This window comes from Gallibacterium genomosp. 1 (assembly GCF_000771875.1).
In the GTDB taxonomy this organism is placed as follows: domain Bacteria; phylum Pseudomonadota; class Gammaproteobacteria; order Enterobacterales; family Pasteurellaceae; genus Gallibacterium.
The window spans coordinates 1-15511 of the sequence record NZ_JPXX01000043.1 but is presented as its reverse complement, the minus strand read 5'-3'; the positions used below and the strand labels follow the sequence as shown (position 1 = coordinate 15511).

Annotated in this window: 11 protein-coding genes; 7 read left to right on the top strand and 4 right to left on the bottom strand. The window is 36.1% G+C overall.

Annotated features, from left to right (window positions below; translation table 11 throughout):
* Together JP36_RS10755 and recC are read left to right on the top strand one after the other, a co-directional pair.
* The coding region (locus JP36_RS10755) for an FTR1 family iron permease (protein ID WP_039174614.1) at window positions 1–790 on the top strand (790 nt) is incomplete at its 5' end.
* A 117-nt stretch (window positions 791–907) separates the two neighbouring features.
* Window positions 908–4222: an exodeoxyribonuclease V subunit gamma gene (recC, locus tag JP36_RS10750; protein WP_039174612.1), complete on the top strand. Its 3315-nt coding sequence runs from the start codon at window positions 908–910 to the stop codon at window positions 4220–4222.
* Between the two features lie 80 nt (window positions 4223–4302).
* Here the strand turns inward: recC and ilvC are convergent, their stop codons facing one another.
* Window positions 4303–5778 (bottom strand): ketol-acid reductoisomerase, encoded by a 1476-nt coding sequence (ilvC, locus tag JP36_RS10745; protein WP_039174610.1) that lies wholly within the window; start codon window positions 5776–5778, stop codon window positions 4303–4305.
* 141 nt (window positions 5779–5919) lie between these two features.
* On the opposite strand from ilvC, the gene ilvY reads away from it, so the two are divergent.
* Window positions 5920–6801 carry an HTH-type transcriptional activator IlvY gene (gene ilvY, locus JP36_RS10740; RefSeq protein ID WP_039174619.1) on the top strand — a complete coding sequence of 294 codons (882 nt, stop codon included), beginning with the start codon at window positions 5920–5922 and terminating at the stop codon, window positions 6799–6801.
* A gap of 54 nt (window positions 6802–6855) precedes the next feature.
* On the opposite strand, the gene araH is transcribed toward ilvY, so the two are convergent.
* The 3 genes from araH to JP36_RS10725 are packed head-to-tail and all read right to left on the bottom strand — an operon-like array spanning window position 6856 to window position 10554.
* Window positions 6856–7833: an L-arabinose ABC transporter permease AraH gene (araH, locus tag JP36_RS10735; RefSeq protein WP_039174608.1), complete on the bottom strand. Its 978-nt coding sequence runs from the start codon at window positions 7831–7833 to the stop codon at window positions 6856–6858.
* 23 nt (window positions 7834–7856) lie between these two features.
* Complete coding sequence (araG, locus tag JP36_RS10730) at window positions 7857–9359, bottom strand: L-arabinose ABC transporter ATP-binding protein AraG (RefSeq protein WP_039174606.1); 1503 nt, start codon at window positions 9357–9359, stop codon at window positions 7857–7859.
* A gap of 55 nt (window positions 9360–9414) precedes the next feature.
* Window positions 9415–10554, bottom strand: coding sequence for an arabinose ABC transporter substrate-binding protein (locus tag JP36_RS10725; RefSeq protein WP_324606553.1), 1140 nt, complete (start codon window positions 10552–10554; stop codon window positions 9415–9417).
* Window positions 10555–10709: 155 nt separating this feature from the next.
* On the opposite strand from JP36_RS10725, the gene JP36_RS10720 reads away from it, so the two are divergent.
* The 4 genes from JP36_RS10720 to araC form a co-directional block, all read left to right on the top strand.
* Window positions 10710–12389 carry a ribulokinase gene (locus JP36_RS10720; RefSeq protein WP_039174602.1) on the top strand — a complete coding sequence of 560 codons (1680 nt, stop codon included), beginning with the start codon at window positions 10710–10712 and terminating at the stop codon, window positions 12387–12389.
* Between the two features lie 9 nt (window positions 12390–12398).
* The gene (locus JP36_RS10715) at window positions 12399–13106 is read left to right on the top strand and encodes an L-ribulose-5-phosphate 4-epimerase (protein WP_269446930.1); all 708 of its coding nucleotides are present in this window, start codon (window positions 12399–12401) and stop codon (window positions 13104–13106) included.
* A 24-nt stretch (window positions 13107–13130) separates the two neighbouring features.
* A complete protein-coding gene (gene araA / locus JP36_RS10710) occupies window positions 13131–14597 on the top strand; it encodes an L-arabinose isomerase (protein ID WP_039174601.1) in 1467 nt (488 codons plus the stop codon).
* A gap of 105 nt (window positions 14598–14702) precedes the next feature.
* On the top strand, window positions 14703–15511 hold an 809-nt coding region (gene araC / locus JP36_RS10705), incomplete at its 3' end, for an arabinose operon transcriptional regulator AraC (protein ID WP_039174597.1).

Here is a 15511-nt window from a genome sequence, read left to right as displayed (position 1 = left end):
TAATCCTGCTGCCGGTTACAGCGCACTGGATGCAATGCTGATTTTATTACGTGAAGGTTTGGAAGCGTTGTTGGTGGTAATGGCATTAGTAAGTGCATTGCGTGTTGCCAATCGTCCGCAAGGTTATAAATGGGTTGGCGGTGGTGTGATAGCCGGTTTAGTGCTCAGTTTAGTGGCTGCTTTTGCCTTACAACGACTATTTCCGAGTTCCAGCTCGGGAACAAATCGAGAAATTATTGAAGGCGCGGTCGGTATTGTTGCCGTTTTGATGATTTTAACGATCGGTGCGTGGCTACATAGCAAATCATCATTAAATGCGTGGCAGGCATATATTAAAAAACATATGAACAAAGCATTGACGACAGGCAGTTTTGTCTCGTTATTTGCATTGAGTTTTCTGTCAGTATTCAGAGAAGGTGCGGAAACCATTTTGTTCTATGTCGGTATTTTGCCGAATATCAGTACAGAATCTTTTGCCCTTGGTGTTGGTATAGCGGTGATTTTATTGGCGATATTGGCGGTGGTGATTTTGAAAAGTTCAGTCAAATTGCCGGTGCCGACAATGTTCAAGATTTTAACTTGGGTATTGTATATTTTAGGTTTCAAGATTCTTGGTGTCAGTGTGCACGCATTACAACTTACAGCGGTGTTACCGACAACGATTATTGATATTTTGCCGAATATTGAATGGCTAGGATTTTATGCCACATTACAAACTATCATTGCGCAATTAGTTTATATCGCATTGATTTTATTGTTGCAAAGATGGTTAAAACGGCAGAATGCTTGATCCGTTTTTAAATAATGTCAGGGGGAAGATTGTGATGATTTTCCCCTTTTCTTTTTTAGAATCATTGAATTTCAGCTACAATGCAGATTAAAAAATTGTGGGATAAGAAAATAGAAAATGTTTACCGTCTATTACGCCAATCAGCTTGAAAATCAAAAACATCTGTTAGTTCGATTATTGGAAGTGCAACCATTACAGGATCCATTTTCCGAAAATGTGATTTTGGTGCAAAGCCCCGGAATGGCGCAATGGTTACAACTTCAGTTAGCAGAACATTTTTCTATCGCAGCTAATTTTGCTTTTCCAATGCCGTCATCATTTATTTGGAAATTGTATAAACAGAATATTGCAGAGATCAATGAGCAAAACCCATTTAATAAATCGGCTATGGTTTGGCGTTTGATGCGTATTATTCCGTCATTATTGCATTTACCGGCGTTTTCGCGTTTGAATGATTATTTAGGTGGTACACCTGAGCAAAATAAATTGTTTCATTTAGCGGAAAAAATTGCTGATCTTTTTGACCAATATTTGGTTTATCGCCCGGAGTGGATTAATCAATGGCAAACAGCAGATTGGAAACAGATGACGACAAGTTTTGTTCAACAATTATCGCCTCGCTTTAAGCCTATTGCGGATAATATTATGAATGATATTGGTTGGCAGGTGCTGTTATGGCAGGCATTGGTGGCGGATATTCAACAGCATTATCCTGAACAGCAGATATGGCATCGAGCCAATCTATATCAAACTTTTTTGGAGCAATTACAGCAAGGATATTGTCCGAAAAATTTGCCAACACGTATTATTGTGTTTGGTATTTCAGCAATGCCGCCAATGTTTTTGTCCATTTTGTCTGCATTGAGTCAACATATTGATATTCATCTCTTTTTTAATAGCCCAAGTCGTTATTATTGGGGGGATTTGATTGATCACCGTTATCTAGAAAAATTAAGGCAAAAAATTCAATTAGATAGCAAAGAAATTCAAACACCTTATGACGAAACTTTAGCCGTAGGAAATCCATTATTAGCATCGTGGGGTAAATTAGGACGGGATTTTCTTTATCAATTAACTCAGCTGGAACCAAATGATATTGAGGTGTATAACGCACCTGAAGGTGGACAACTGTTGCAACAGCTACAACGACAAATTCTAGATTTAACGTCAACAGAATCTACCAAATTGCAGTATCAAGAGGGCGATAATTCAATAACACTGCACGTGTGCCATAGCCCAATGCGTGAAGTGGAAGTGCTACGTGATAATCTGCTGGCAATGTTTGAGCAAGATCCGACATTGACACCAAAAGATATTGTGGTGATGGTGGCGGACATTGATCGCTATACGCCTTATATTCAGGCGGTTTTTTCGCAATATCAAGAAGAGGATAAACGTTATATCCCGTTTTCTATTTCGGATAGAAAGGTGACGGAAAGTGATGTGTTGATAGCAACTTTCTTACAACTGTTTACACTAAAAGAATCGCGTTTTTCCAGCGATATTGTGCTCTCGATATTAGATGTGCCGGCAATTCGTCAACGTTTTGAGATAGATTTGAATGAATTGCAGACTATTCGAGATTGGGTAGTGCAATCCGGTATTCGTTTTGGTTTGGACAAGTATGATCAGGAGCCGGTACCGAATTATAATGCTTGGCAAAATGGTATTGAGAGAATGTTATTGGGTTATGCGTTTAAGAGTGAATCCGGTATTTGGCAAGATGCTATCGGCTTTGATTATAGTGAGGGATTACAAGGAAAATTAGCTGGGAAGTTGGCTCATTTCTTTCAAGCTTTACAACAGTGGCAACAAAAAGTAAGCAATAATTTAATGGCAGAGGAGTGGCGAACGGAGATTATTCAATTAATAGATACTTTATTTGACACTACTGAACAGCCAATGGTTATTGCATTGTTGAAGCAAACTGTTCATCAAGTGATTGATATTATTAATGAAACAGATTATCCACAGACTATTGAAGCGGAAATTATTGGTGAATTATTACAACAAAAACTCAATGAACAGGATAACAGTCTGCATTTCCTTTTAGGCAAACTGAATTTTTGTACTTTATTACCAATGCGAGCTATTCCGTTTAAGGTGATTTGCTTGTTAGGAATGAATGATGTTGATTTTCCACGACAATTGCCAAGCAACAGCTTTGATCTTATGCAGTATCAAACACAAAAAGGGGATCGTTCACGGCGAGAAGATGATTGTTATCTCTTTTTGGAGGCGCTATTGTCAGCACGGCAAAAACTCTATATCAGTTATGTTGGTTACTCAATTGTGGATAATACAGAATATGAACCCTCTGTGTTAGTTAATCAGTTATGGGATTATATGGCGGATCATTTATCACATCCGGATGATCTGGCTAGCTTACGATTTAGCTATCCAATGACGGTATTCAGTGAGCATAATTTTTTAGCACCTCACTTTTCCTATGCGCAAGAATGGCTACCAATAGCACGATCACAGCAGCAAAGACAGCATCAAATGATAGAGTTTGATCAGATGCTATTACAAAAAGAGAACAGTAGTCATCAAATCAAAATTGAGATCGATGAATTGCAACAATTTGTTATTGCGCCAATTAAATATTTTTTTGAACAACGCTTGGGGGTTTATCTAAATGAAAATGAACAAGAGCGAGTTGAAAGTGAAGTATTTGAATTGACACCACTTATGCAATATCAATTGAAACAACGTCTATTCCAAAACGAACCACAAAATGGAACATTAGAATTTGAAAAAGCAAAACGAGAGGGAATATTACCACGAGCAGAATTTGCTTTTTTGCAACAAGCGGAATTAGAAGAAAGCTGTCGTCTATTGTGGCAGGAAACGGAACAGTATCGCCAACAACCAGCAGATTCTGTAATGGTAGATTTAACGTTTGAGCTTGATGAGCAAGAGGTTAGATTGCAAGGTCAGATTGACAATAATTACCAGCAGCAATATGTCGATTGGCGTATTGGTAAAATTCGTGATCAGGATGTTCTCAAATTTTGGCTAAATCACCTTATTTTATCAGCGATGGGGCAGGCAACAGGCAGTCGATTTATCGGCATAAATAAAGGCAATATAGAGACCGTAACTTTTTCTGCCATAGATCAAAACAAGGCAATCGCACAAGTTGCGATTTATTTACAGGATTTCTTGCAGGCACAACAGCGAATCTGTATTTTGCCGACAACTAATTTCCAGCAATATCAAAAGTTGTTTACAGAGGAAAACAGTGGAGAAGAACAGTTATATCGCCAATTAATGAAACAGCAGAGCGGCAATGAGTTTGATAAATCTCAACCATATTGGCATCGGTTATTGGTTCAGACTAAAAATTTGGATTATGCAGCCATTAAGCAACGTTTTACTGATTGGTTTGCACAAATGTTGGAACAACTTGAAGATAATGCAACATCATAGCAAGTTGCGGCTGTAAAATGACGCATAAAAAAGCACCGCGATGATTGCTCACGGCGGTGTCTTTTTATACAAAAAATTGATTAAGCAACAATAATACGTTTCATATCTTTCATATAACCACGTAATTTTTGTCCTACTTTTTCAATCGGATGATTGCGGATTGCTTCGTTCACATCACGCAAAGTAATATTATCAATTTCAACAGTTGGGGTTGGTTCGCCCAAATCACCTTTTTGTAATTGAGGAACTAATTTTTCACGCATAATTGGTGTTGCCGCATTTGCGAATAAATAGTTACCATATTCTGCGGTGTCTGAAATGACCACGTTCATTTCGTATAAACGTTTACGCGCGATAGTGTTAGCGATTAACGGCAATTCGTGAAGAGATTCATAGTAAGCGGATTCCTCAATGATACCACTTGAAACCATAGTATCGAATGCCAATTCCACGCCGGCTTTTGCCATTGCAATCATTAACACACCATTATCGAAGTATTCTTGCTCTTTGATTTTGCCTTCATATTTAGGCGCATTTTCAAAGGCGGATTTACCGGTTTCTTCACGCCAGGTCAATAATTTTTTATCGCCGTTTGCCCAATCTTCCTTCATCACACGGGAGAATTCACCACTGATAATATCATCCATATGTTTTTGGAATAATGGAGTGAGCATCGCTTTAATCTGTTCTGAAAGTTCAAATGCACGCAATTTTGCACTGTTGGATAGACGATCCATCATTAAAGTGATACCGCCAAGTTTTAATGCTTCAGTGATGGTTTCCCAACCGAATTGAACTAATTGTGCTGCATAAGCAGGATCTTTGCCATCAGCTACCAATTTGTCATAACAAATTAATGAGCCGGCTTGTAACATACCGCAAAGGATGGTTTGTTCGCCCATTAAGTCGGATTTTACTTCAGCAACAAATGAAGATTCCAATACGCCGGCACGATGACCACCGGTTGCCGCTGCCCAAGCTTTAGCAATTGCCATACCTTCGCCTTTAGGATCATTTTCAGGGTGAACAGCGATCAAAGTCGGAACACCGAAACCGCGCTTATACTCTTCACGCACTTCAGTACCTGGACATTTAGGTGCAACCATCACCACAGTAATATCTGGACGAATTTGTTCACCGACCTCAACAATATTTAAACCGTGTGAATAACCCAAAGCAGATCCTTGTTTCATTAGTGGCATTACTGCTTGAACAACATTGCTGTGTTGTTTATCCGGAGTTAAGTTAATTACCAAATCCGCTTGTGGAATTAATTCTTCATAACTACCGACAACAAAACCATTTTCTGACGCACGCTGGAATGAAGCGCGTTTTTCGGCAATCGCCTCTTTACGTAACGCATAGCTAATATCCAAACCGGAATCGCGCATATTTAAACCTTGGTTTAAGCCTTGTGCCCCACAACCTACGATAACGATTTTTTTACCTTTAAGAAAGTTGGCTTCATCGGCGAATTCGCTACGATCCATAAAACGGCAGCGGCCTAATTGATCTAATTTTTGACGTAAATTCAAAGTATTGAAGTAGTTTGCCATAATTGCTCCTGAATAAGTGATTTCTAGTAATGAATAAATTCAGTATAAGTCTTTTTTTTGTTGCGTAAATTGATATTATTAAAATTAATGATTGCAAATATTGAAATTATTGTAACTTTTAATTTAAATTTGGAACGAAATATGGATTTGCAACAAATCAAATTATTCTTACATCTTTGTGAAAGTAAAAATTTTGCCAGAACTGCCGCAGTGAATTACCTCAGTCCTTCGACACTTTCCCGACAAATTCAACGTTTAGAACAGGAAATCGGTAAACCATTGTTTTGGCGAGATAATCGTTCAGTGGAATTAACGCCGATTGGGGAACGTTTCCGCCAATTTGCGGAAAAAACACAGCAGGATTGGCGGCTTTTTCTACAAAATATTCAACCGGATAATCACGATCTCTCAGGAGAAATTCGTTTGTTTTGTTCCGTTACAGCAAGTTACAGCCATTTACCGGAAATTTTGACGCAATTTCGTCAACAATATCCGAAAGTAGAAATTCAACTTACAACTGGAGATCCGGCATTAGCCGTACAACAGGTACAGAGTCGACAGGCAGATTTAGCGATAGCTGGAGAGCCGGAACAGTTGCCGGAGAATGTCATTTTTCATCAAATAGATTCATTACCATTTTCGTTAATTGCGCCCAAGGTAGCTTGTGTTGCCAATCAATTATTACAACAAACACCTATTCCGTGGCAGGAGATTCCATTTATTGTGCCGGCTGAAGGGCCTGCTAGAAAGAAAATTGAGCAATGGTTTCAGCAAAAGGGAATAAAACATCCGAAAATTTATGCCACCGTTGCCGGACACGAGGGAATTGTGCCGATGGTGGCAATGGGATTTGGTTTAGCTTTGCTGCCTGATGTAGTTATTGCTCATAATCCGATGAATACTCAGATTACCTATCTTAATATTGAACCGGAAATTGCTCGTTTATCTTTAGGTATTTGTGTTAATCGAAAAAATTTACAAAATCCAGTGGTGAATGCCTTTTGGCAAAGTTTGATAAAATAAAGAAAGGTCTACTTTAATCGTAAACCTTTCTTATATTAAGAACTTATATGAAGGTCAGCTTTTGATGAAGATGTTTTTATATTTATCAAAAATGACAGCAATAATTAAGATTAAACCGCGGATAACATATTGTGAAAATGGAGAGACATTAAGTAGGTTCATCGCATTTTCTACAGTGCCTAAAATAAGAACACCAGCGACTAAATATGAAACTTTTGCAATTCCGCCATTTAATGAAACTCCACCTAGGACACAAGCAGAAATAGCGGTTAACTCAAAACCAATGGATGTCATAGGTTGTCCACTCGTCATACGTGCAGCGAGTACTACTCCGGCTATCGCAGCCATCAAACCAGAGATAGTAAAGATAATAATTTTATATTTAGTGACATTAATTCCTGCTAATCTAGCAGCTTCTTCATTACCACCAATGGCAAGAACATTTCGACCAAATAAAGTTTTATTTAATATAATAGAGAAAATAATAAATGCAATAACAGTTAGCCAAATAGGAACAGGAATACCTAAAATATTAGTGTTACCGAGTGCAAAGAAACTTTCTTCTTTAATTCCGACAGCAATACCATCGGAGATAATATATCCAAAACCGCGTGCAATTTGCATAGTGGCAAGTGTAGTAATAAAGGCATTAATATTAAGTTTTGCAACAATAAAACCATTGATTAAACCAAAGATAATTCCCATGCCGATACCTGCTATGCAACCAATTAGGACATTTCCAGTTGCATTGATGATAACGGCACAAACAACGCCGGAACAAGCAATAACAGAAGCAACAGATAAGTCAAATGCACCAGCTGCTAGACAAAGCATCATTCCACAACCAACTAAACCGCTCATAGATATTGCTAATCCTAAACCTTTCATATTAACGAAAGAGGAAAAATTAGGGATAAATAATACACAAATAATAAAAATAATAGCAAAAATAGAGAGCATTCCAAATCTATCCCAAAAACGAGATAAGTTAAAACTACGAGAATTGGAGCGCATAATAGTTTTGGTAGTCATAAATTCTTCTCCTCAAAAAATACTTAGTTTTGATTTAGCATTGCATATCTGAGTGCAGCTTCTTCACTGAATTGTTCTCTAGATAATTCACCAGTTATTGCTCCTCCTTTCATAATTAATAATCGATCGGATAATCCTAATATTTCAGGCAAATCACTAGAAATAATGATGACACAGACGCCTTTATTAGCAAGTTCATAGATGAATTGGTAGATTTCTGATTTAGCACCAATATCAATCCCTCTTGTTGGCTCGTCTAAAATAATCACTTTTGTGTTGAGAGATAGCCAGCGCCCTAAAATTACTTTTTGTTGGTTACCGCCAGATAAATTACCGATAAGTTGATATTCTGAAGGTGTTTTGATGCGTAATGCTGCAATCTGTTTTTTTGCATTGCTATCTTCCCACTCTTCTTGAATGAAAATATTTAAACTTAGATGATTAGGTCTTGCACTGACGTTAATATTTTCCTTGACAGAAAGAATTGGCACAATTCCACAAGCTTTACGATCTTCTGGGCAATATGTAATCCCGTAATTGATAGCATGTTGAGGACTATTGATATTTAACTTTTTATTTTCAAAAAAGATTTCTCCTTTTTGTTTTGGATCTACTCCAAAAATTAGTCGACATAGTTCAGTACGCCCAGCTCCAACTAGACCAAACAATCCTAGAATCTCCCCTTTTTGGACAGAAAAAGAAATTTCTGAAGAGAGTTTTTCTCCTTTAATCTGCTTAACAGCCAATCCAGTACCTTGATATTGGCGAGGAGAATAATGGTAAATATCGTTAATATTCCTACCAACCATAAGACTGACTAATTTTTCATTAGTTAGTTGATGTATATCATATTCTGTTTTGACATGGGTTCCATCTTTAAAAATGGTAATGGCATCACATAATGAGAAAATTTCTTCCATTCTGTGAGAAACATACAAAATAATACAGCCATTATCACGAAGTTCTCTAATTACTTTGAATAAGTTTTGTATTTCTCTATTTGATAAACTACTGGTCGGCTCATCAAAAGCAATAATTTGTGCTTTTCTGCTTAATGCTTTTGCTATTTCCACCATTTGTCTTTGCCCAATAGATAATTCTTTTAGTGGAGTATCTGGTGGAATAGTTTCGCCTAAGCGTTGTAAGATTTGTTTTGCATTATAGTTTAAAGTTTTTTTATCAACACAACCATTTCTTATAGGAAATTGTCCTAAATAAATATTTTCAGCTACGGTAAGTTCGGGAATAAGATTTAACTCTTGATAGATAATTGCAATTCTATTTTTTAAAGCTCTAGCAGTATTATTATTTATGATTGGAATATTATTTAGTCTTAATTCACCTTCATCAGGTTGATATAAACCACTTAATATTTTTAGTAAAGTTGATTTCCCGGCTCCATTTTCTCCCATGAGTGCATGTATGCTTCCTGCTTTTACATCAAACGTAATATTAGATAAAGCTTTTACTCCAGGAAATATTTTGCTTATTTTATGAAAAGTCAATAGATTGATTTTGTCATTCATACTTCCTCCTAATACTCTATTCTCATTTTTTGAGAATAGAGATTAATTATTAAAACTATAAGCCTTTTTTAGCTAATTCTTCTTTGTAGTTTTTACGAGTAAGTAAAACGGTATTTGCTACTTCTAAATAAGTTGGGTTAGGAGCTTCTCCTTTTGTAATCCATTTATAAAGTAATTCTGCTGTATGGTATCCATGTACATCAGGGCTTGGTAAAAGCGAACCAAAGAAACCTGTAGGTTTTGTCTTTGCTAATTCATTTTTGGCATCAGTTCCGTTAATACCGATAGCTATGACATTATCGGCAGAGAAACCTTGTCCTTCTGTTGCTCGGACGCCCCCTAATACAGTGTTATCGTTCATTCCTACAATTAACCATTTTTTTACTTCAGGGTGCTGGACTAGAAGAGAATTAGCAGCATCTAATGCACCGGGAATATCATTGGTTTTAGTTGGAACACGATAAATTTTTTCTGCTGGGAAACCTAATTTTGTTAGGGATTCGATAGACCCATGTACACGACGTCGAGCAGTATCCAGTTCGTCTGCGGTGATTGCCATAACAGCGGTTTCTGTAATATCCCATTTCCTATTTTGCATTTCTTTATAGAGTTCTTCGCCTTGTCTACGACCAATATCCGTTGCTGCCATCATTACTAAAGGAACATCGGTCATAGGTTCTCCCTTAGCATTTAAAAATTGATCATCTACCGTTATGACTTTTAGATCATAACTTTTAGCTTTAGCCATAATTGCAGAACCGAGTTTTGGATCAGGAGTACAAATTACAAATCCTTTAGCACCGGAAGCTGCAATAGTATCAATTGCATTTAAAGTTTTTTCGCCGTCAGGAACAGCGATTTTGATGACTTCAAAACCATAATCTTTGCCGGCTTTATCTGCAAAAGTCCATTCTGTTTGGAACCAAGGTTCTTCAGGTTGTTTAACTAAAAAACCAATTTTAATTTTTTCATCATCACTTTTACCAAAAAGTGCTGCTGAAGTATTTATTGAAATTGATAAACCACCTAAAATTAAACTAGATGCCAATAAGCTTTTTAAAAAAGTTCTTTTTTTCATGATATTTTCCTCACTATGATCAGATAATGCTCTTAGTTTTTCATAAAAAATATAAAATTTTAAGTGAGCTAGATCACAAAAAAATTTTATGACAAAAATGTCCATATGTTTAGCCATTAAATTAATCATCCCAGATTTCAATTTATTTTTATTTAAATTAATAAAAAATTAATAGCATTAAATTCCATATTAATAACAGAAATATATATGGAAAAAATAAAGAGAAATTTCCATTATTTTGTCTGTATTAATAGCTTAATAGGACTACAAAAATGGAAAAAAATAAATATGTAATGGGATTGGACTTTGGTTCAGATTCTATTAGAGCTTTAATCGTTGATGTTGTTAATGGAAAGGAATTAAGTAGTGGTGTTTGTTATTATCCTAGATGGATGGAAGGAAAATATTCTGATGCTAGAATATCTCAATTTCGTCATCATCCACAAGATTATATTGATGCGATGACATCTGCCATTAGACAAGCTTTATTATCTGTAAGTACAGATGTTGTAGATAATATTATTGGAATTGGTGTTGACGCAACGGGTTCTACACCAGCGCCCGTTGATGAGAACGGGATAGTTTTAGCATTAAAACCGGAATTCGCTGATAACCCAAATGCGATGTTTATTTTATGGAAAGACCATACCGCAATTGATAAAGCAGAAAAGATTAATCAATTAGCTCATTCAGGAGAATTTATAGACTACACGCAATATGTGGGGGGAGTTTATTCTTCGGAATGGTATTGGGCTAAAATAGCACATATCAGCGAACAAGATTCTGCTGTCGCAAAATCAGCATATACATGGGTAGAATTGGCTGATTGGATTCCTGCATTATTAACTGGGACAGTCGCACCTTCAAAGATAAAAAGAGGGATTTGTGCAGCTGGTCATAAAGCATTATGGCATTCTGACTGGGATGGATTACCAAGCGAAGAATTTTTAAATGCAATCTCACCAACATTAAAATCATTACGATCACATTATTCATTACAAATTTATACATCAGATCAAGAAGCTGGTAAGTTAGATCAAATATGGGCAGACAACTTAGGTTTACCAGTAGGTATTAGCGTTGCTGTTGGAGCATTTGATTGTCATATGGGAGCAGTAGGTGCTGGAGCGAGAGAAAATGATCTTGTTAAAGTAATAGGAACATCAACTTGCGATATCCTAATGGTTAAAAAAGAAGAAGTTGCTGATAAATTGATTGAGGGTATTTGTGGACAGGTAAATGGTAGCGCATTACCTGAGTTTGTTGCTTTAGAAGCCGGACAATCAGCGTTTGGTGATGTCTATGCTTGGTATCAACGGTTACTGAGCTGGCCATTACAATTAGGAATAGAAAAATACCCAGAACTTAAATCTCAATTACAAGAACTTTCCTCTTCATTATTGCCATCTCTTTCTCAATTACTTGATCAACATTCAGATAGTAATGTTCTGGCATTGGATTGGTTTAATGGTCGTAGAACTCCTTTTGCTAATCAGCACCTTAAAGGAGCTGTTGTAAATATGAATCTAGGGACGACAGCGATAGATATTTTTCGTTGTTTAGTTGAGTCTACGGCATTTGGGGCAAGGGCAATTAATGACTGTTTTTTTGATCAAGGAATGAAGATTAAACGCATTATTGCAATTGGCGGCATTTCTAAGAAATCAGCTGAGATTATGCAGTTATGTAGTGATGTGATGGAAACAGAAATTGCTGTAGTTGAGTCAGACCAATGTTGTGCATTAGGGGCAGCTATTTTTGCTGCATTAGCGGCAGGAGCTTATACCAATAGTGTAGATGCTCAACAAGCAATGGCAAGTCGGTTTATCAAGATATATCAGCCAAATGAGAAAAGAAGCCATTATTATCGGGAAAGATATGAACAATATTTAATGTTCGGTAACTATATGGAAGAAATCATTATGGCAACCACAGCTCAAAATAGTAAATAGGAAAAGATTATGGATGTTAATCATTATGAAATGGCTTTGTTAAAAGAGCAAGTTTATCAAGCAAATATGGCATTACCTAAATATAAGCTGATTACTTTTACTTGGGGGAATGTTTCGGGTATTACAGAGGATCGACAATTTGTTGTGATTAAACCTAGTGGTGTAGATTACGATAAATTAACCGTAGAGAGTATGGTAGTTGTTGATTTGGCAGGAAATGTAATAGAAGGAAACTTATGTCCATCATCAGATACTTTGACACATATAGAGCTTTATCAGCGATATCCAAGTATCAAAGGGATTGTGCATACACATTCTTCTTATGCCGTTGTTTGGGCTCAAGCTAAACAAGCAATTCCTGCCTTAGGAACAACCCATGCAGATTATTTTTATGGCGATATTCCATGTACTCGTTCATTAACTCAACAGGAAATTGAAGAGGCATATGAGAAAAATACGGGGAAAGTTATTATTGAAACAATTCAGCAACGAGATCCACTTGCTATTCCTGGAATAGTAGTAAGTGAACATGGGCCATTTGCATGGGGAAACTCACCAAATAACGCTGTACATAATGCTGTTGTTTTAGAAGAAGTTGCAAAAATGGCATTGTTTAGCAAGTTATTAAATTCTGAATTAACCAGAATTGATCAACATATCTTAGATAAACATTATTTCAGAAAACATGGTAGTAATGCTTATTATGGACAAAAATAATAGAAAGTATAAAAGGTGACAATTATGCAAAAAATTTATCAACAACAATTATGGTTTATTACTGGTTCACAAACACTATATGGTGAAGAAGTTTTAGCTACGGTAGATAAAGATAGCCAAGAAATTGTGGCTAATTTTAATCAAAGTCAACAAATTTCAATGCCAATTGTTTATAAAGGAACTGCAAAAAGTCCAACAGAAATCTATCGCTTTTGTTTAGAAGCGAATAATGATGAGAATTGCGTTGGTATTATTTTATGGATGCATACTTTTTCTCCAGCCAAAATGTGGATAAAAGGATTAAAAATTTTGAATAAACCTTTTGTACATTTACATACTCAATTTAATGCTGAGCTTCCGTGGCAAACAATAGATATGGATTTTATGAACACAAATCAAAGCGCACATGGAGACAGGGAATTTGGTTTTATTTGTTCTCGCTTAGGTATTAATCGCAAAGTCATTGTTGGACATTGGGGTAATAAAAAAGTACACGTTGCTTTGGATCAATGGGGGCGTGCAGCAATTGGTTGGGATGAAGCTCAACACTTAAAAGTTGCTCGATTCGGTGATAATATGCGACAAGTTGCTGTAACAGAAGGTAATAAAGTTTCGGCTCAAATCCAATTTGGATTTGAAGTAAATGCTTATAGTGTAGGATCATTAGCTAAAGCTATCGATGCAGTTAGTGAGGAAGATGTAGAAAGTTTGATTAAAGAATATTGTGAACAGTACGAAGTTGCTGAAGGTATTCTTACTACACCAGAATTGCGCCAAGTTTTACAGAAAGAGGCACGATTAGAAATTGGGTTGGAACGTTTCTTAACAGAAAAAGGTTGCAAGGCCTTTACTAATAATTTTGAAGATTTGATTGGATTAACGAATCTTCCTGGATTAGCAACACAGCGTCTTATGGCAAAAGGATATGGGTTTGGTGGCGAAGGAGATTGGAAAACTGCCGCAATGACAAGGATTGTAAAAGTGATGACACAAGGTTTTTCCGGTGGAACATCCTTCATGGAAGATTATACTTATCATTTCTCAAAAGAAGATCAAGTACTTGGTGCTCATATGCTAGAAGTGTGTCCATCTATTACTGATGCACGACCTCGCCTTGAAATCCATCTTCATACCATTGGTTGTAAATGTAATGTAGCTCGGCTTGTTTTTACTGGAAAAGCTGGAAAAGCAATAAATCTATCATTGATCGATTTAGGTGATCGTTTCCGTTTTGTGAGTAATCATCTTGAAACAGTGACCCCACCAGAAGATATGCCAAATCTTCCTGTTGCTAGAGCATTATGGAAACCATTACCTAATTTAGAAGTTTCTGGTGAAGCTTGGATTTATGCTGGTGGGGCACATCATTCAACTTATTCTCAAGCAGTCACTCAAGAAATGCTAAATAATTTTGCTGATATTGCGAATGTTGAAATAGTTGTTATTGATGAAAACACGGAAATTAGGACGTTTAAACAACGTTTAAATTAAATCACAAGATTCGTTTTTCTATATAAGACAAGGCATTTATCAGCTTGATTGCTGATAAATGCATTTTTATCTCAATATAAGACTGATCAAGAGGACTGATCTATTATGCAAAATAAGAATCCTTTATTACCAGGATATAAATTTGATTTACACATTGTGGCAGGATTAACTCCTATTCATCAAGGTGAAATATTGGATTTTGTTATAGATCGACCAAATGGTATGAAAGGATATATATTAAATTTAACTACGGCAGGTAAAGGATATATTTATTCAGGGAAAGAATATCTTACTGTAGAAAAAGGGGACTTGATTTTATTTCCGCCACATATTATTCATCATTACCAAAGACATCCAGATAATGAATGTTGGTATCATAGATGGATTTATTTTAGACCAAGAGGTTTTTGGAAAGATTTTTTACAATGGGAAAAATGTATAGACGGGATTTTTATAACTAACTATGTTGATGAACAAACATATAAGATACTAGAGGATTTATTTATTCATATAGAGGAGCAAAGCAAATTAAGTCAATCATATACGATGGAATTAGCGGAAAATTATTTGGAGCAACTCTTAATTCGTTGTAAACAATTACAGCCTGCAAGTTATTCTAGAAAAATAGATCCTAGAATTTTACAAGCAATTAATTATATGATGGATGATATTAGGAAAGATTATAGTATTAATGAAATTGCAGCCCATGTGTATTTATCACCTTCTAGGCTTATACATCTATTTAGTCAAGAAGTAGGGATGTCTATTTTAAAATGGAGAGATGATCAACGTATTAATTATGCTAAGCAATTACTTTTTACAACGAATGATCCAATTAGTTCTATATCTCGTAATGTTGGATTTACTGATCCTCTTTATTTTTCTAGGGTTTTTAAGAAGAAAGTTGGCGTAAG